16 protein-coding genes are annotated in these 19,470 nt (G+C 45.9%); 5 read left to right on the top strand and 11 right to left on the bottom strand.

The genetic code is table 11. The features are described 5' to 3' along the window. Window positions 1-170 precede the first annotated feature (170 nt). From PTQ21_RS06345 to PTQ21_RS06310, 8 genes are all read right to left on the bottom strand, one after another. Window positions 171-1,259, bottom strand: coding sequence for a low temperature requirement protein A (locus PTQ21_RS06345; protein ID WP_269054590.1), 1,089 nt, complete (start codon window positions 1,257-1,259; stop codon window positions 171-173). 58 nt (window positions 1,260-1,317) lie between these two features. Further along, window positions 1,318-2,280: a ring-cleaving dioxygenase gene (locus PTQ21_RS06340; protein WP_274570455.1), complete on the bottom strand. Its 963-nt coding sequence runs from the start codon at window positions 2,278-2,280 to the stop codon at window positions 1,318-1,320. 128 nt (window positions 2,281-2,408) lie between these two features. After that, a complete protein-coding gene (locus PTQ21_RS06335; protein ID WP_063566529.1) occupies window positions 2,409-2,636 on the bottom strand; it encodes a DUF896 domain-containing protein in 228 nt (75 codons plus the stop codon). Between the two features lie 202 nt (window positions 2,637-2,838). Beyond that, window positions 2,839-3,855 carry an SPFH domain-containing protein gene (locus tag PTQ21_RS06330; RefSeq protein WP_063566468.1) on the bottom strand — a complete coding sequence of 339 codons (1,017 nt, stop codon included), beginning with the start codon at window positions 3,853-3,855 and terminating at the stop codon, window positions 2,839-2,841. Between the two features lie 39 nt (window positions 3,856-3,894). Further along, entirely contained in the window at window positions 3,895-4,674 is a 780-nt protein-coding gene (locus PTQ21_RS06325; protein ID WP_090955414.1) for a TPM domain-containing protein, read from the bottom strand. A 23-nt stretch (window positions 4,675-4,697) separates the two neighbouring features. Beyond that, window positions 4,698-5,729 (bottom strand): TFIIB-type zinc ribbon-containing protein, encoded by a 1,032-nt coding sequence (locus PTQ21_RS06320; RefSeq protein WP_274569182.1) that lies wholly within the window; start codon window positions 5,727-5,729, stop codon window positions 4,698-4,700. Window positions 5,730-5,773: 44 nt separating this feature from the next. Continuing rightward, complete coding sequence (locus PTQ21_RS06315) at window positions 5,774-6,478, bottom strand: PspA/IM30 family protein (RefSeq protein WP_274570454.1); 705 nt, start codon at window positions 6,476-6,478, stop codon at window positions 5,774-5,776. Between the two features lie 206 nt (window positions 6,479-6,684). Next, window positions 6,685-7,635, bottom strand: coding sequence for an alpha/beta fold hydrolase (locus PTQ21_RS06310; protein ID WP_274569181.1), 951 nt, complete (start codon window positions 7,633-7,635; stop codon window positions 6,685-6,687). Between the two features lie 383 nt (window positions 7,636-8,018). Between PTQ21_RS06310 and PTQ21_RS06305 the strand changes: the two genes are divergently transcribed. The 5 genes from PTQ21_RS06305 to PTQ21_RS06285 all read left to right on the top strand — a co-directional run bounded on the left by PTQ21_RS06305 (window position 8,019) and on the right by PTQ21_RS06285 (window position 15,115). After that, a complete protein-coding gene (locus PTQ21_RS06305) occupies window positions 8,019-9,701 on the top strand; it encodes a sigma-54-dependent transcriptional regulator (RefSeq protein ID WP_274569180.1) in 1,683 nt (560 codons plus the stop codon). 166 nt (window positions 9,702-9,867) lie between these two features. After that, a complete protein-coding gene (locus PTQ21_RS06300; RefSeq protein ID WP_064641229.1) occupies window positions 9,868-10,854 on the top strand; it encodes a 2-keto-3-deoxygluconate permease in 987 nt (328 codons plus the stop codon). Between the two features lie 62 nt (window positions 10,855-10,916). Further along, on the top strand, window positions 10,917-12,212 hold the full coding sequence (locus PTQ21_RS06295; protein ID WP_274569178.1) for a four-carbon acid sugar kinase family protein: 1,296 nt from the start codon (window positions 10,917-10,919) through the stop codon (window positions 12,210-12,212). Further along, window positions 12,209-13,210 (top strand): 4-hydroxythreonine-4-phosphate dehydrogenase PdxA, encoded by a 1,002-nt coding sequence (gene pdxA, locus PTQ21_RS06290; RefSeq protein WP_090811499.1) that lies wholly within the window; start codon window positions 12,209-12,211, stop codon window positions 13,208-13,210. The genes PTQ21_RS06295 and pdxA overlap by 4 nt, the downstream gene beginning before the upstream one ends. Window positions 13,211-13,354: 144 nt before the next feature. After that, window positions 13,355-15,115 carry a sulfatase family protein gene (locus PTQ21_RS06285; protein ID WP_274569177.1) on the top strand — a complete coding sequence of 587 codons (1,761 nt, stop codon included), beginning with the start codon at window positions 13,355-13,357 and terminating at the stop codon, window positions 15,113-15,115. Between the two features lie 196 nt (window positions 15,116-15,311). Here the strand turns inward: PTQ21_RS06285 and PTQ21_RS06280 are convergent, their stop codons facing one another. From PTQ21_RS06280 to PTQ21_RS06270, 3 genes are all read right to left on the bottom strand, one after another. Further along, complete coding sequence (locus PTQ21_RS06280) at window positions 15,312-15,821, bottom strand: GNAT family N-acetyltransferase (protein ID WP_072735777.1); 510 nt, start codon at window positions 15,819-15,821, stop codon at window positions 15,312-15,314. Window positions 15,822-15,971: 150 nt separating this feature from the next. Next, window positions 15,972-17,099: a glycoside hydrolase family 88 protein gene (locus tag PTQ21_RS06275; protein ID WP_274569175.1), complete on the bottom strand. Its 1,128-nt coding sequence runs from the start codon at window positions 17,097-17,099 to the stop codon at window positions 15,972-15,974. 33 nt (window positions 17,100-17,132) lie between these two features. Beyond that, complete coding sequence (locus PTQ21_RS06270) at window positions 17,133-19,466, bottom strand: helix-turn-helix domain-containing protein (protein WP_274569174.1); 2,334 nt, start codon at window positions 19,464-19,466, stop codon at window positions 17,133-17,135. Window positions 19,467-19,470: the final 4 nt, after the last annotated feature.

Genomic DNA, 19,470 nt, shown 5'->3' with positions numbered 1-19,470 from the left:
GTTAATCTGGTAGATTCACTTGTATCTAGTCTCATATTAACAGATTCTATAGTAGAAAATAAATCAGGTTAAACGTTTTTTCTCACAGTGGACATGATTTTACGATTATCCAACTAAAAAAGCCACGAACGTCATTCGTTCGTGACTTTTATTCTTGTGCGACCTATGCATTATGTCGTTAATTTGGCATAGACAAGGAAGAACACCATGTTCTCTCCCACGATAGCATAATTAGGCACCCGATAGATCAGATCCACAACGATAAACGCGACCATTATCCCCAGCATAAACACCAAGTGACGCGGACGTAACCGCAGATGAGCATGCCTGTATCGGTGGAACACCAGCGAGGTGGACAGAAAATACAGCAGAACTGAACCAAAAACAAAGGCTAACATGAAACCATAATTGAGTTCATCCAGGTATAACAGTTGAATAGAAGCGGCAATCATGCTCATGGATATATAGATGAACAGATGGCCGTATATGATCGCTTGCCCGGCGGTCTGGATCTCTTTGCTGACCTTTTTCTCAACATTATCAAAATACTGCCACCACATCGCAATCACGAATATGGATGTAAACGCCGCGAACAGAACAGATCGTACATCCCAGTGATCCATTTGCAGCACAGCAATGATACTGACGACCGACTCACCGAGCAGGATGAGAGTAAACAGAGCGAAACGTTCCAATAAATGATGCGTGTGTATCGGCACCTTCACCAGATTTTTGCGTCCGATGAGCGGGAGAATGATATCCACGGCAATTCCGACGTACAAAATCGCATATCGCAGCCATGAATCAAAGAACAGGGAACCTGTTGATATCAATATGCCGATGATGAAGCATACACCCAGATAACGAGCGGCTTTTTGTTGATGTTCGCTTTTGGAATTATGAATCATAAAATATTGAATGGCAGTCAATGCCCTCGAACCGATATAACCCGCAAAGAAAGGAAGATAGTATTGATCAAAATCAACCGAGAGACTCGCCGTCATCACCAGAACAGACAGGAGTTGAAGGATAAGAAAGACTCGATGGATGAAAATGTCCTGACCATAACGGTTAATAAATAGGGTCTGACCGACCCATGCCCACCAGACAGGAATAAAAATCAAAACAAATTTCATCAGATATTCAAAGGAAATCACGCCGTGTTCGGCATGCAGCAGGACATGTCCCGCTTTGGAGACCGCTGCTACAAAAAGCAAATCATAGAACAGCTCCAGCCAGGTAACCTTTTTCTCCATCATCCTTCAATGCTCCTTTAGTTGAACTCATATCAAAAAGATTGCTTGTTCTGGCCCTTCTTTAACGTGCCATCATAGAATGCGAAGGCTCTAACGTTCTTACTTGGATCGGCTGCAAATTGCCTTCAATTTGGGCACGATATGGCTCAAACCACTCAGGCAGCATGAGTTTCTGTCCAAGCGACTCCGCAGGCTCATCTTTCGCAAATCCAGGAGGATCGGTAGCAATTTCGAACAAGATTCCGCCAGCTTCTCTGAAATAGATTGCGTTAAAATATTGACGATCCCGAACTGGGGTTGGTTGATAGCCGTACTGTTGTACAGCTTCTCTCCACTGCTCGTGCTCTGCAAAATCTTTGGCACGCCACGCAATATGGTGGACCGTCCCTGCTCCGCCTGCCCCCAAAGCCATCCGGGTGACAGGAACATCCACGACATTACCGATATCTCCGACGGACCGGAATCGTACATACTCCTCATCTTCGTCTACTTTGGTGAATCCGAGTATTTTGTCCAGCGCATCCATCGTTCTCTGCGGATTGACGCTGAATAGCACGGCACCTCCAAATCCTTTGATGGCTTTGTCCGCTGGAATGCTTTCATGCACCCAGGTACTGGCTGGCCCCTCTTCACGTTCAACCAGTTCAAGACGCAAGCCCTCACTGTCTTCGAATTGCAGCAGCTCTTCCTTAAAACGACTTGTTTTGGTTACCTCAATGTTATACTGCTCCAGCCGATCCTGCCAGAAGCCAATAGTCCCAGGCGGAATCACATATGAGGTGATGCCAACCTGACCGCCACCAATTTTGCCTCGCGGTGATCCGGCTGATGGGAAGAATGTGATAATGGTCCCTGGACTTCCGTTCTCATCCCCAAAATACAGATGGTACACATCAGGTGCATCGAAGTTGATTGTTTTTTTCACAAGCCGAAGTCCCAAGACACCAGCATAAAAGTCGACATTAGCCTGCGGATCTCCCGCAAAAGCTGTAATATGGTGAATACCTGCAGTTTGAATGGTCATCATCATTTCCTCCTAGGTTTATAGATCATTTTGTATGGGAAGGGTTATTTGTAGATCGTCTAATAGGTGCTTTTTTTATATTTATGGTCGTATATTATCTTTAAATTAAGATATTAAGCCGAGCTGATTCAGTTATTATTTTGTTGGGCCTGTTCCTGTTTCAGTTTATCCGGAGTGACGTCATCGCCGTTCGGATCATAGATGGTTACATTCAGCAGAATATCGTTGATCGAACCGCGAAAGGTTTGCAGATATTCCTGGCGCAGACGAATTTGTTCTGCTTTCTCCATCTCCGTCAATCCTGCCGCGTTGGCTTTTCTTGAAAGTTCATTTATTCTGGTCAATGTTGGAATCATCATCTTGATCTCTCCTTGTAAATCGGAATTAAGATATTTGCTTTTCTCGATGTAATTTATATTCAAATTAAATATCTTAATTTAAGGATAAATGATTTATGCTCCGTTGTCAACCGTTTTCTACCATTAAAAATAGAATGAAAAAAAGGGCCTACTCCAAAGTTTGACCTTGGAGTAAGCCCTTCTTATATTTAGATATAGGTTAACCCAACTTCTGACCACAGTTTGGACAGAAGTTTGCACCTTCATTCTTGGCGCCACAGTTTGGACAGAAGTTCGGCTTTTTATTGTCTCCAGACGAAGAAGATGCACCTGCATCGCTGTTTTGATTAGCCGCAGGCTTTTGATCCGAATTCTGATTCTGGTTGTTCTGATTCTGATTCATATTCTTCATCATTTCATTTGCCATGTTCATGCCCATCATCATGCCCGCCATATCCGAAGCAGCGCCGCCACCCTTAACTTTACCGGATGAGATGCCATCCGTCATGCTGACCTGCTGATATTTTTGCAAATTGCCGATCATTTCATGTGAAGCCGTCTTCGTAATCATATCCTGGATCTCCTGCGGATAATTGAAGCTCATCACCTGGAAGCCTGTGATTCCGATCCCGATGTCCATCATTTGCATATCCAGATCTTCCTGAATACCTTTGGCAATATCCGAGGCATTCGCCTGCAGGTTGAACATGTCCTTACCTTCACGGCTAATCCATTTCATTAGCAACTGATCCAGCACAGACGTAATCCGGATTTTGACATCCTCGACCAGATAGCTCTGCTTGATACCCGCGATTTTATCGATCAATGTAACATAGTCACTCACTTTAAAATTAAACGTACCATTCGCACGAACCGGCATTCCACCTGGAAGTTGAGGAGTTGGAATCAATACCGGACTTTGCGTACCCCATCGAACCGTAAACTCCTTCGTATTCACAAACAGCACTTCGACCCGCATGCCGCTGTTGAATCCGAATTTGAAGCCTTTTAAGGTAGACAGAAACGGAATGATCTCGGAATCGATATTAAACGACCCTTCGTCCTCAAAAATCCCTTCCACCTTGCCGTTATTCAGGAAGATCGCATCCTGCCCCGAACGGATAATCAATTTACTTCCCTTCTTGATCTCACGGTTACTCCACTTCCAGAAAATCATATCATCTCTGAACTCTTCCCATTCCACCACATTCGAAAATTGATTTTTGAAAAATCCCATACTCGTTCCCATCCCTTCTATTTGGTCTTACTTCGTATCTTAGAAAGATCTGCTGCTACCACTGTGTGAATGACCGCCTCGGCTGGTACCTCCGCCCCCGCCTCCTCCTCCGCCACCGTTATTGTTGTTCTTCTCAATTTTGCGTTTGGTTACGGTAGTACGGATATACCGATCCTGACGATCGATCACACTGGAAGTACTTGAATCCTCATAAGTAGCACGATTGACTGTAACTCGCCCACCGGAACGATAGGCCATTACCCCAACAGCAATACCTCCAATCGCTACTGACGCAGCAAGTTGGAACCAAATATTGAAGAGGATATTATCAGGATTTACTCCCGGTCTAATTCCCATATATTCGTAGGACAGCTTGATATACTTTTCAAAAGCCAGTTTATAATTACCGTCCGTTACATCTGGCGCAATCTTAGCTGTGATTTTATCTGCTCTGCCGTTGTCGATATACTCTTTCCCTTTATAAAAACCAGCAAGATACATCTTCCGGTTATACATATCAATTGTCAAAATAACTGCATTGCCATGAGCCTTATCGTAACCAAGCCCCTGATCATCATAGAAATCCTCAGTCAGCAGTATTTCACTCTTTTGCTCCTCATTATTTGAGGTGTAAATAACAAAATCCGTCTGCCTCTCCGCCCCATACTCATTCGCCAATGCGTTCAGTTCACTTTTCTCCTGCTCGTTCAGCAGATTAGCTTCATCGTAAATCAGGTTCTTGCTGTCTGCTGCCGATACAACTGACATTGGAATCAATGGAGACACGAGAGTAATCACAAATAAAATGAGCGTTGCCATCCATGCCAGATGTTTTCTTTCCCTCACAGGAATCCACCTCCCATCATCCAGGAGACCAGTTTCAATGACAACAAAGAAACGGCTGAAATTCCTGCGAACCATCCGACAACTTTAGCTTTGCTAATAGGCGGTTTACCCACCACTTTACCTGTCTGACCATTCATGGCAAAGGTATACTGCGAACGATTGTAGTCATAGTAAACCATCCATACCGGGAGCAGCACATAGTCTGCATTTTTTAACGTAGTATCAATCTGTTTATCTGTGTAACTGACACTGTTATAGCCCGAAACCGTTGATGCAATATAAGAATCGATATAAGAGCTCGTTTTTTCCTTGGCGCGTGGGTACAGCTCCTCATCCGTATAACTATATTTTTCCGCAATATACCCGGCGAGATACGGGGTTTTGAAAAGCTTTAACTGGTTATAAGGAAATGGCTCCAGCTTATCCATCAGTTCATCTTTCATTTTCTCCGATGCATCAATGGGCAGATTCACATAATTCAGCCGGATTCTCCGGTAAATATCGAAATGCTGCGTTTCCGTGTAATGGTAGTCACCCTGCGTGTAGGTTCTAATTTTTGTGCCACGGCCATGAACTTCGATTTTGTTATGTAACTCATATAACCAGAAAGGCACATATATCCCGGTAATGCTCTTGACCCGATCAGCTGTCATGAATCCACTAGGTGTCAGCAAGCCGTTTCTGCACCACTTTTTGAACGCCTGCTTGGCCTCATCCTTACTGATTGAAAAGGGTAAGACCATGGCCGGTGCCAGATCTCCCGTCAGTCGATCACTCAGAACAACGGCAGCTCCACAGAAGCTGCATGTCGTTGCACTTGTCTCCGGCTCAGTCACAATATCCGCGCCGCAGCTGTTACAGTGATACTCCTTGACCTCATTCTCCGTGAACACCTGTTTCTTCAGCGGATCGGGGATCTGTTCGATATTATCCTGTCGTCCGCAGCTGGGGCAGGATAACGCTCCAGTTGCACTATCAAAAAGCATTCCACTGCCGCAGTTGGGACACTTGTACTCGATTACCGGCATTTGCTCACCTCAATGTTTAACGAAATGTATTACATCATATATCGTTATTTATCTTCCAATTTCTTCTGAATTGCTGCAAGCTCTTCCTCTGGACTCGGCGTCACCTGTGCATTATTACCCGCATCGGCATTCATTTGCTGCTCCAACTGCGCAATTAGCACATCCAGATCATCTTCCTGTGCCCCAGCACGCAGTTCAGCCAAAGCCTCAGCTTCATTAAGTGCCTGATTCGCTTTGTCTTCCATCGCCTTCAAAGCAGCATTCGCATTGGCGGCGGAGGCGTTCCGTTCATTGGCCTGTTGTTGCGCATTGGCAGCCGCCATTCTGCCCTTCAGCTCCGTATGCCGAGCTTCCAATTGCCCCATATCCGCCACCAGCTTCTCGTGCATATGCTTCATCATTTTGGCTTTGGCCGAAGCCCGATCATAGGCAGCTTGTAATTCATTCCGTTTCTTAGCCTGCTCTGCCTTCTTTTCCAAAAAACCACGTGCCTTGGCTTCATCACCAGACTCCGCAGATTTCTCTGCATACCGCTGTAATTTCTTAATCTCTGCACTGCATTCGTCCAAAGCCCTCTTCGCCCGGCTCTCATCCGAGAGAACCGCAGCCGTCTCTGCCTTCACCTGACCCAAATCACTGCTCAAGCTCCGCATATATTCATTCACCGTCTTCTCCGGATCTTGCGCCCGAGCCAGCACATGGTTCATATTCGCTTTCATCACGTCCCTAAACCTCGATAAGATTCCCATCATTCGTTCCTCCTTCGATCAGTTCATATGTACTATAATACATGAATATGGGGATGAAGGTTTCATTTACTGCCACTGCAACCATAAATCTGAAGTAATCCAAGCGTGACACAATTTCTTTACATTATAAAAGAAAAGACGATCGCCTATGGCGTCGCCTCATTAACTAAAACCTCTTCCGAAATCAGTGATTTACTTTTCATCATTCACAGTTCTTCTATAAATTTGATACTTTCCTCTGCAATTAGATCGGGATCAGCATCATGAACGTAATGACCGTTATGTAATAAAAGATAGCGCCCATTCTTCACAAACTCAACGTAGTTTACTAAGTAATCACTCCAGTTCTCGACAGGTAATTCTTCTCCACTCGATATAAAAAAATACATGGGCACATCTGGAATACCTCGTTCTAAAACTTGTGCTGCATTATTCCTAATCATTTTAACTTCTTCATTCATGTTCAGTGTCTGCGTTTTTTTATAAAATAATGCCCTATAGATTTCCTCCTCTTGGGAGGACAACCGCTTCTCTTCAATGGCGGCGGACGAGTTAACAATGTCGGGGGAAAAACGGGTTATTCCGACACGAGCTCCTAGGCTTGTAAGGCTCATCATACCAGCTGAAGGTAGAGGATACTTTTCATAAACTTCTGGAATAGCAGGATCAAGACCAATAATAGCCTCAACTTCGTTTGGATACATTTGTGCCCAATATAGTGCTTCTATACCCGACATGGAATGCGGAAACAACACATAGGGCGGTGTTTCTCCCGCTAACGTCAGAGCTGCTCTGGTTTCTTCCAACATCGTATTGATATCACGGGGGACCTTTGCCGTTGCACTGAAACCGTAGCCTGCCTTCTCAACAACAGCAATCTTGTATTGATCCGACAATCTGGAATAGAGCGCCTTGAAATCTAATACAGGAGAAGATGTGCCCCCACCTGACATAAAGACCAGTGTATGTTCTCCGGAACCTTCTGTATAGACATGCATTGGGTGATTATTAACATCAACCATTACACCTGGGGGTGATAGTATAGCCGATTCTTTCTTTAGTTTAATTGTATGATTCGTGAAACTAATCGCTATGAACAAAAGCAGGATACCCATTAAAGCCAAGACACCATAACCCATTCGTTGTACAATTTTCATTACATTCCCCCAACATTCTGTCCCATTTCCAATTATTATAACATGTGTTCATTGACGTATACTTTACTAGGATTCCACGGGAAGGCTCTCCACCGCTGTGAAGAAGACATCCAGCAGATCGACGTCAAAATTAGCATGAACATATGCGGCAATCTGCGCCAGTTGTGCTTCCCGTTTGAAAAATCCGAATATGGTATTCCGTCATCTTTATCACACTTCCAAGGAGGAGAGTACATCCAGATAATCTGTTTGCTTGTCAGCTAACTGAATCCGTCAGGAGCCAGGGATGCCATTCCTCTGCAAGTTGGCTATAATAAGGAAAGCCCTCTGGTCTGATGTACCAGCAGGAACCATGAATGATTTTTATAAAAGGCAGGAAAATTATGCGTACACGAGTTCATATTATCGCTCCTTACGAATCCATGACTACGATTATAGAAGAATGTATTCCGCTATTTCCCCAGTTAGCCATTCAATATGAGGTGGGCGACCTGATGAAAGGCGCCGAATTGGCGGCCCAGGCTGAACGAAACGGAGCGGAGATTATGATTAGCCGCGGCGGTACTGCACAACTAATCAAGGAAGCCATAACCATTCCCGTCATTGATGTGCAGTTGTCCGGATATGACATGATTCGTTCGCTAACGCTGGCAAGCCAGTTCAACGGCCAAACCGCTATCGTTGGCTTTGCCAATATTACTTCAGGAGCACAGTCGATTATCGATCTGATGGAACTGCCTTTAAAGGTGTATACCATACGCAGCTCCGAGGATGTGGCAAGGCTGCTGCTGGAGCTGAAAGCGTCAGGTTACCGTCAGATTGTTGGCGATGTTATCACCGTGAATACAGCCAAAACCTATGGAATGGAAGGATTGCTGATCCAGTCTGGCAAGGAATCCATTCTCAGAGCGCTTGAAGATGCACAGTTGGTATATCGGTACTTGAGCAAAAATCACGCGATATCCATCATACTGAACAACCTGGTTACCCAGGAGCATCCAAATCTCATGATCTTGGACGACCAGAACGAAGTTGTATTCGAGAATTTGACTGATTTTGAGCAGAATCCGCTGACCTATAATCACATTTACCTCACCAATACCAACCTGGACTTCCATCAATCCCAAGTTCAAAATGTGTTCATCGTGGATGATTACCAGCTTACGGTGACGGCCTACGAAACGACGTTAAGTAAAAAAACCTATAAAGTATACTCCCTTGAAAAAGGACAGCCCTACGCTTTTGCACAATTCGGCATAACGGCATATACCGATATATCCATGGAGCCGATTGTTGCCGAATCCCCTGCCATGCAGGCCGTATTGAAGAATATCCGGGCGCTTTACGAAAACCATGAACCCATTTATCTGCTAGGCGAAGCGGATTCGGGCAAGTCTTTTCTGGTAAAACATATTCATCAAATGTACTCCAGCGGTGGGCTGATGCTCCAAATCGATCTTGCCCAGGTTCCTCCAGGACATTTGCACAAAATTCCACTTTCCAAGGTGCGAAACGTAGAAATTAATCTTTTGGAAAATGGTTCGAATGATGAGGAATTGATCTCATTCATTCAGACCTGTCTACAGAGGCAGATCGGGGTATTCATCCTGGGGGAACAGGGATTGAATCCTAATAGAACGCTGGATGTCGAGCTGAATACGATCATTATGCCGAGCCTTGTGGACAGGCAGGAGGATCTTGCGCCACTGATCCAGCACTTCCTCAGCGATTACTACCAGAAGTATGGGACAGTTGCGGTGAAGATGAAAGAGGACGCGTTGCAGCTAATTAGGGATCAAGTCCCGCATATGACTGTGAACCAGTTGAGGCATCTTATCAAACAGGCTGCACTGAATGAGCAGGATTACGTGATCTCAGCCGAAACCTTATCACACCTGCTCGGTGAACAACCCTCACCCAATACGATGAAGCTTAGTGGTACGCTGAAAGAAATCGAAAAAGAGATTATTCAACTCGTTCTACATGAGGAAAACAATAATCAATCCAAGGCGGCCGAACGCTTAGGGATTAACCGTGCCACGTTATGGCGTAAACTTAAAGAGTAACTTTAGGTTTACGCTTTTTTTACGATTATATGTGTTGCATAATTAAACACTTATAACTATTACTTAAAATTTACAATAATTAAGTGTTGCTAAAATAAACAATATGAGATAACATAATCCCTGCAAACGCTTTATAAAAACGATTACTTCATAAGGAGCCACTACTATGAACATTAAAGCAACATTAGATCGTATTCCTGGCGGTATGATGGTTGTTCCCCTGTTGCTCGGTGCAACCATTAACACATTCTTTCCGAATGCTTTGCGAATCGGGGGTTTCACGGAAGCCCTGTTCGTAAATAGCTCAAGCACATTGATCGCCCTGTTCCTGTTGATTGCTGGTACGCAAATTACGTTCAAGACGGCCGGTTCTTCGGTTGGTAAAGGCGTTACATTGCTTGTGTTCAAGTGGGCAGTTGGTGCAATATTAGGTTTGATCGCCATCTATTTTGCGGATTCCAATGGTTTATTCCTTGGTTTGGCACCGCTTGCCATTATCGCTGCAATGACGAATTCCAATGGTGGACTGTACATCGCCCTGGCCGGACAATACGGCAAAGAAGATGACAAAGCGGCTTATCCGTTCCTCGCGCTCAGCGATGGACCGTTCCTCACCATGGTTGCTCTTTCCATTTTCGGTGCGATGGGCTTTGCCAACGGCATGTTCTCCCCGATGGCTTTTGTAGCCGTACTGCTTCCACTGATCGTCGGTGTTGTTATCGGTAACCTGGATCGCAACCTTGCTGAATGGCTGCACAAAGGCAGCGATAAGCTCGTTCCATTCTTCGCCTTTTCACTCGGTATGGGCATCAACTTCTCGTCCATCATTCAAGGCGGACTTAGCGGCATCATGCTGGGTGTAATTACTGTATTGATTACTGGCGGCGTCGGCTACCTGCTCTTCAAAGCCATTGGCTGGAATCCCATTGTCGGAGCTTCGGAAGGTTCCACAGCCGGTAACGCTGTAGGTACACCTGCTGCCATCGTGGCTGCCAATGCTTCATTTGCCCCGATTGCCGAGATTGCTACAGTACAAATTGCTGCGAGTGTTGTGACGACTGCCATTCTACTGCCGATCTTCATCGGATTCCTCTCCAAAAGGCTGGAGAAATCAGGCGGTGTCGAGAAATACAATCAAAGACCGTCCACATAAATGCATTGAATTTAGCTGACCGGACTTATATTTAATTTTGATTTTCAAGGAGGGATGACTGCATGAAATTAGCCATTATTGCAGATGATTTGACCGGCGCCAATGACAGCGGGGTGCAGCTTGCCCGCCATGGATTAAAGACAAGCGTACTATTCAACATGGACGAAAATAACATTCGTAATTACGATGCGGTCGTGTTTGATACCGACAGCCGTTCCATCACACCGGAGGATGCATATCAGCGGGTTAGTCGAGCAGCCGAACTGCTGTTAAAGAACGGATTTGGCACCATTTTCAAAAAAATGGATTCAACCATGCGCGGAAACATCGGGATCGAGATCGACGCTTTGTATGATGTGGTCAAGCCCGATTTTATGATGATCGCCCCAGGCTATCCCAAGAACAATCGCACCATTCTTAATGGCACGCATTATCTGAACGGGGTTCCACTAGCCGATACCGAGATTGCGAATGATCCGAAGACACCTGTCACTCTTTCATATCTTCCGGATTTGCTCAAGCTTCAGACCAAGTATGAAGTGGGCGAGATTACGGTGAGTGATCTTGAATCGGGTACAGATCATATGAAGACGCAACTGGAAACCTTTAAGGCAAACGGCATTCCCTATATCCTCGTCGACTCGACAGATGAACAGCATTTGGAGCAGGTTCTAAGCATCACCAGCAAGCTTGATTATTCATTTGCCTGGGCAGGATCGGCGGGAATTGCGAACTACCTTCCCACTCATTACGGCTTGGGAGCCAAATCTGCGGAATTGACCATTCCGGCAAACCTAGGTCCGATCCTCACCGTTGTAGGGAGTGTGAACAAAAACTCTCGTGAGCAGCTCAAGCTGTTGCTACAGAAAACCGACGTATCATCCATCCCGTTCCACTCGTTCAAAGCCGTATCGGGTGCAGCAGATCGTGAGCAAGAAATCGATCGTGTGTATGAGGAAGTGATGGCCAAAGCCGTAGAGGGCAATGACGTTGTCCTCTATTCAACCGCCGAACAGGTAGATATTGAGCTAGCACGTGCTAAGGGTGAAGTCAGAGGACTTAATCACACCGAGGTCAGCAATGAAATTGTACGGGCCATAGGTGAAATCTGCGCCAAGCTGCTGGAGAATGGGTATTTCAAAGGTGTATCCATGACGGGCGGAGATACAGCTAAGCAAATCTGTATGAAGTGGAATATCAGCGGTTTTGAGCTGCTTGATGAGCTTGAAATTGGTGTACCGATATCGAAATTTATTGGAATTGAGGATTTGCACGTAATTACCAAAGCGGGCGGGTTCGGCAAGCCCGACGTCTTCATCCATGCAATAGAAAAATTAAAAGGAGGAGTTACCGTATGAAACCAACCGTAGGAATTACAATGGGCGATGCAGCAGGTATTGGACCCGAGATCATCATGAAAGCATTGGGCCATCAGGAGGTCTACAACAATTGCAATCCACTCGTCATTGGCGATGCAAAAATATTGGAGCGTGTCCTGCCTGTCATCGGATCGAGCCTGAAGGTAAATGCTATTCATGAACCATCCGAAGCCAAGTATGAATTCGGTACTGTGGACATTATTGATTTGGATCTCATTCCTGCAGATCTGGAATATGGAAAAGTATCTGCCGTTGCGGGAGATGCAGCATTTCAGTTTCTGGCGAAGGCTATTGATCTAGCGAAAAAACAGCAAATTCACTCCATCTGCACAGCGCCTCTGAACAAGGAAGCCCTGCACCTAGGTGGGCACTTGTATCCAGGTCACACCGAGATTTTGGCTGATTTGACCGATACCGAGGATTTCTCCATGATGCTGACTACACCCAATCTGCGAGTGATTCACCTTACGACGCATATGGGTCTGATTGATGCCATTGCCAGCATCAACCCGGAAAGAACATACACTGTGGTTAAACTGGCTCATGATACTTTGAAAAAAGCTGGCTTCGAAAATCCGCGTGTAGCTGTTTGCGGTATTAACCCGCATGCAGGTGAGAACGGACTGTTCGGTAATGGTGAAGAGGAAGAAAAACTGCAGCCCGGCATCGAACGTGCGCAAAAGGAAGGCATTAACGTCGTTGGTCCACTTCCGGCGGACACGTTATTCTTCCGCGCTGGCCGTGGCGATTTTGATATCGTTGTGGCTTGTTATCACGACCAAGGACATGCACCAATTAAGGTCATGGGCATTGAAGAAGGCGTGAACATTACGGTGGGTCTCAAAGGCGGCATTATCCGTACTTCAGTAGACCATGGAACAGCCTTTGACATCGCAGGCAAAAACATCGCCGATGACAAAAGCATGCTGGCCGCCATCCGTTCCGCCATTGAACTTGCGCCCAAAACGCAAATTTAAAGTAATCCAAGAGATATATACAGTAACGACCGTTCCCCATTCTTCTACTGGGAAACGGTCGTTTTGTGTACAAGCGCAGTCAGTGGATATGGACTTTTCGTAATCATCATCACATACCTTAAAGTAAAAAACGATTGAGGGTGTATGAACTCCGTGAACAATACTTCCCTGCCATCTTCTACTATGGAGAAACCCAACTTTCTCGTCATTCTTGTAGATGAAGAGCGTTATCCTCCTGTATATGAGAGTAAAGAAATACAGGCATGGCGTAGAGAAAATCTGATTACCCAGGAACGTTTAAAGTCTCATAGTATGGAATTCCATCGGCATTATATCGGAACAACCGCCTGTTGTCCCAGCCGGGCTACCATTTTCACAGGTCAGTATCCATCACTGCACGGTGTCAGTCAGACTGTCGGCATTGCCAAGGAATCGTATGACTCTGACATGTTCTGGCTGAATCCTAATACGGTGCCTACGATGGGCAATTACTTCCGAGCAGCAGGATACCAGACGTACTATAAGGGAAAATGGCATATATCCAATGCGGATATCATCTCTCCCGGCACCCACCAAAGCGTTCCCAGTTACCACCCCCTGACCGGGGTTCCTGAACCCCAATTGGAAAGCCTGTACCTTCACGCGAGCCGTCTGGAGGATTTCGGATTCTCCGATTGGATCGGCCCTGATCCCATAGGCAGAAACCCTCGAAACTCCGCTTCCTCCGCCGCTTTTGGCTTAAGTGGACGGGATGAGGTATACGCCGCCGAAACAGTTCATCTCATTGAGTCCCTTGATCGCAGGAAGAATGAACACCAACAAGTTGAGCCCTGGCTCATTGTCTCTTCCTTTGTGAACCCCCATGATATTACGTTATATGGTGATCTCGCCGCGCGCCTATCCGATTTCAAATTCGAGGTAGATCCGATGCCCGCAGTCAACGCTCCTCCGACAATACACGAGTGGCTGGGTACCAAACCACGTTGTCAGGCAAGTTACCGAGACTTGTATCCAAAAGCTTTACAGCCCATCACCGATCAGAGCTTCTACCGCCAGCTATATTACCAATTGCAAAAAAATGCGGATTGCCAAATGTTCAAAGTGTATGAGGCTCTTACGCGCTCCTCCTTCTATGACAATACCATTGTTATTTTCACATCGGATCATGGCGACCTGTTGGGCGCTCACGGCAATCTTCATCAAAAATGGTACTGTGCCTATGAGGAATACCTTCATGTTCCTTTTTTGATTCACAATAAACAACTGTTTCCCGAGCAACAACATGTGCATAGCCTGACAAGTCATGTCGATCTGCTGCCAACCATGCTGGGTCTGGCCCATATTAACGTTTCCGAAATCCATGGACGATTGCAAAAGAATTTCAGTGAAGCCCGCCATTTGGTAGGACGGAATCTCACACCTCTAATTTATGGAGATGATAATCCGGCTCTGACCCAGCAACCGGTCTATTTTATGACGGACGATGATGTCACACGTGGTCAGCACCAAACCAATCCATTAAGCATGCCCTATTCGTCTGTGGTACAACCCAACCATATCGAAACCGTAATTACCACCCTTTATAAAAACAACAAACCGGAAATCTGGAAGTTTTCCCGGTACTTTGACAATACTCAATTTTGGAGTCAGCCTGGGGTAAAAGATGTCATCACACAGCCCGTTGGAAAGCCCGCTTCAGGACAATGTGTAACGTTAACGAAAACACAGCCGGTACCTGATGAATATGAATTGTACAACTTGACGGACGACCCGCTGGAGACCTGCAATCTGGCCCATTCTGCTTATGCCACTCCGCAGACGATGAACATTCAGCAATGGATGATGCAACTTCTGGAGGAACAACGGAAACAAAAACGTTTGTATCCTCATCAACCTACGATATAGAGATTTGGAGAAATAACATCCCTATAATTCGTTAAACCAAATCGTAGACTTATGGAAATTGCAGCTATTAACATGTGCTCGGTTCGTTAAATAGTAATAAGCTAAAAAGGATGTCCTCGTCATGTTCATGACTTATGGGACATCCCCTTTGTATATTTATATTGAAATGAAGACTCATCATCCAAGCCCAATTTCGTTATTTATCTGAACCATACAATCTTAGCTCTTCTGCATCATCCGAAAACCGGATCATTTTTTCAAATTTTAATCCCAGTTTTTCAAGAAGCTTTGCAGATTTTTGATTATTTGATGAAGAGATCGCCACGATCCGATCGAAGCCCAGCACCGTTCTTCCATGGTCCAATGTTGCCGCAGCGGACTCGTACGCATATCCATTCCCCCAGAACTGTGGAAGAAAAGCATACCCGATGTCCACATCTTCCAAAGAATCTCGTTTGATCAGCCCACAAATCCCGACCGGAACACCATCCGCTTTCCGCTCCGTCAAGAACAGCCCGAACCCTAAGCGGTTGTACATCTCGACTGGGCCATTCAGGATATATTCACGTGCGCCTTCCACGGTTCTCACACCTCTGTCGCCAATGAACTCCAGCCAGGAAGGATCATTCAAAAGCTCAAGCATAAACTCCCCATCATCCGGTGACAGCCAACGAAGGTTTAACCGATCTGTTTCAAGAACTTTCAAGAAAACATCCCCCTTCTGGAGCATGGACGATGAAACCCACCAGAATATAAATGTTTGGCCCAATACTCTCAATAGATAACATTATACTGACCCTTAATCTTACTTCACAAGTTGATACAACAAAAAAACTAATGTATATAAGGAGTCACCTTATCGATCGTACCAATATCCAGGAATACCTCTTTCCAGACGCATCAGCGCCTCAAGATAAAAATAATCGCCCCAGATCGTGTAATCATCAGGTGAATCTCCACCTCTTACGGAGTATGAACCATGCTTCAGCAGACCCTCCGCTGTATCCGAGCCCTGCGTGGAATAATGATTAAATAAGGATTTCATGGACGATTCCGCTGCTTTCCGAAAAGCCTCCCGCTCAGGATCGGCTTCATCAAGCCGTCCGGCAATTTCTAGCAGACCACAGGCAACAATAGCCGATGCAGAACTGTCCCGTTTCGGTTCAGGCGTCTGCGGGGCATCAAAATCCCAATACGCTACTTCGTCCTCCGGAAGATGGGCAAGGAAATAACGGGCAAGACGTTTGGCTGTCTCCAGCATCTCTGTACTTTGCAGATAGCGGCTGCACAGTGCAAATCCGTATATTCCCCATGCCTGTCCGCGAGTCCAGGTAGAGCCATCATTGTAGCCTTGATGCGTACCGCCTCGAATAGCCTCTCCGGTAGCCTGGTCAAAATAAAAGGTATGATAACTTGAATCGTCTCCACGAACGAGGAAGCGGCGGCTTTTCAGTGCATGCAGTTCGGCAACGCGGCGATACTCCTCGTTATTGGTCTGCTCATACGCCCAGAACAGCAGTGGAAGATTGAGCAGGCAATCGATAATAATTCGCCCTCCGTTATTCACATCACCTTTCCGCCCCCAGGCCTGAATCAGTCCAGCATCCTCCCGCCAGCGTTTCATCAGCATATCGGCTGCCTCCAGCGTGAGTTCCCTTGCAGCGACGTCATACTCCACAATCCATTGTGCCTTAGAAGACAACGAATAAAGGAAGCCAATATCATGATGATCGAAAATAATTTTCTGTTCCATTCGCCGACGGAAGTTATCGACGCTATTCACGGCAGCCTCACGAAACCTCGGGTCCTGAGTATACTCCGTGCATAACCACAGGATGCCTGACCAGAACCCTGCCGTCCACTCCGTATTATCGTTAAGCACATAATGCTCATCCCCATTACTAACATGGGGAAAGCGTCCTTCGAATCGATCTATATTATGCCGAGTGACATGGAGTGCATCTTCAATAGCTTTTTTCCACATGGAACAGTTCCTCCTCTAGACAAGTCATATTCTTCAAGCCTCTTGCTGGACAAGTCTGCTATTTTGCTTATATTGACCGGGAGTGATCCCCTCATATTTCTTGAAAACACGAATGAACGAATTGCTGTTCAGGAAACCCACCCGCTCGGATACGTCCTGGATCGTCAGTTCCTCTGCCTGTAGAATTTTCTTGGATTGCTCAATTCGATATTGGTTGATGTAATCGATCACGTTGACTCCGGTCTGTTCCTTGAAGTACTTTGAGACATAGGTTGGATGAAACCGAAAGCGCTCGGATAAATGGGTCAAGCCCAGATTGACATCTGCATAACTCTCATGAATGAATTCCACCAGTTGATCCCTCAATTCCTCACTGCGGGACCGCTTGCGCTCATGCACCGTCTGGCATACCGTCTCCAGTATCCGAAGCAATTCGGACTCAATCTCCTCAAAGGTCTCACATGCAAACAATTGCCGAATCAGATCGTTGCGCTGCGTCATCTCGTTCTGGTCGTCCGTCTTGATCTGCTCCGTAGCTTTCAGAAAGGTACCGATCAACTCAAACATCAGACAGCGAGCCAGTTCAACAGACAAGGGCTCTCCCGCAAAATTAGTCATGAGAATCTCATTCATCACTTCCGTGGAACGGGCATAATTTCCAGTAGCAATATAATTGATGAGCTGTCTCTCCAGATCAAGAGGGTAATACAGCTCCTCCTTAGGCCTACGAATCCGGTTCGGATCAATAATTTGACCGATCCCCAGAATCAGCCTGTATTCCAGCGCTTCTTCCGATTCCCGGAAACAATCCGCGATTTCCCCAATACGGTGATGAACATGGCTAACGCCAACAGTGAAGTACACGCAGAATCGGGAGCCGATGAAACGCTGGGCTTCTTCGACTGCACGAATTAACCGATGACTGGTATCCTCCTCACACTCTCGAATATTGATCAGGAACGCAATTCTTCCATCAATGTCCGCAGAGTATACATGACCGATTGAGCCGATCATCTCCTCCAGCACATTGGTCAGAATCAGATGCACAAATTGATGCTTCTCCTCCTGGTCCTGCTCACGTACTCTGGAACGAAACAGCCCTTCAACATCCTCAATGTGCAGGAGCAATACAGCAAACGACTCCGTCTCGAATCGAATACCTGAACGTTCCAAGGTCGAAGCAAACTCCTCACCCACCTGTACCCTACCCTTCATCAACTTGGAGAGCAGACTGCTCCGTATAACGCTTTGCTGATCCTTAAGCCTGTTCGCAAATTGATCCTGCTCTTCCCAGGCTTGCATCAGAACAGATTGCAAAATACCATATTCATCGTCCGGCTGTTCCAGTTTCCATTTAACCTTATCCGAGATAATGTTCATGATCCGTCCCAGCGGACGGTAATTCCGTCTAGTGAACCACCAGGCTGCCACCCCACCAAGGATAAGCCCTGCAGCAACGCCTCCAAGCGTAATATCGCGGATAACCGTCAGCTTCTTGGCATAGATTCGGGTAGGTATGATGGATACATACTTCCAGTCCTGGATCTTAGAAGAAATCTGCGATATGGTCACGGATTCTCCGTTCCAATCGATCGTTTCCGTTCTTTTCCCAGCATCATTGAAAAGGTTAAGACCTTCCCCACTTATGTAAGGGGTTTCAAGTGATCCGGTAGAAAATAACGTTTGACCGTCGTGATCTAGAATGAACACGGTGCTCTCTTTTTCCAAACGTACGTTATCAATGGCTTGCTGGAATCGGTTAGGGTCCAGGCTAACAACGAAGGTCGCAGGGCTGTCAGCGCCATTCTGAATAGGAAACGGCTGAATATAGACAAGCGTGTCTTCAATCCGTCGATCTTCACTCCGAACCTCCATCTTTCGGTACATGCTCTTACCGGAATCATGCATAAGCCGGGTCCAAGCTTCCTCGGTTACATTGGTGCCCTGATAGAACATGTCATATAAATAATTTTTTTGAATAAGTGAAGACGAGGACAACGCGATATCGGATTGTTTGATATAAATATACAGTTCACTAATCAAGCCGTTTCCGACGCGTGTAGATTTCAGGTTTTTGATTAGATCAATCCCCATGAACCTCCAGCGGGCATCCTGTTCAGACGCATGATTAATGAAGCTCATGAGTTGGGAGTCAGCCATTAATTGATTGCTTATGCTGCCAATATCACCAATCTGGTTATCAATGGTTTCCTGTACCTGAGATAACAGCACCATGTTGGAACGATTAACTTCTTCCTCAAGCAACATCCGAGACTCGGCAAAAACAGCAGCACCGATCACAATCGGTATGAGCAGAATGACCATGTAAGAAATGCCCCAGGATAACAGGATGCTTTTTCTCTTCATGCGT

The sequence above is a fragment of the Paenibacillus marchantiae genome (genome assembly GCF_028771845.1).
GTDB lineage: Bacteria > Bacillota > Bacilli > Paenibacillales > Paenibacillaceae > Paenibacillus > Paenibacillus marchantiae.
This window is presented reverse-complemented; position numbering and strand designations above follow the sequence as displayed.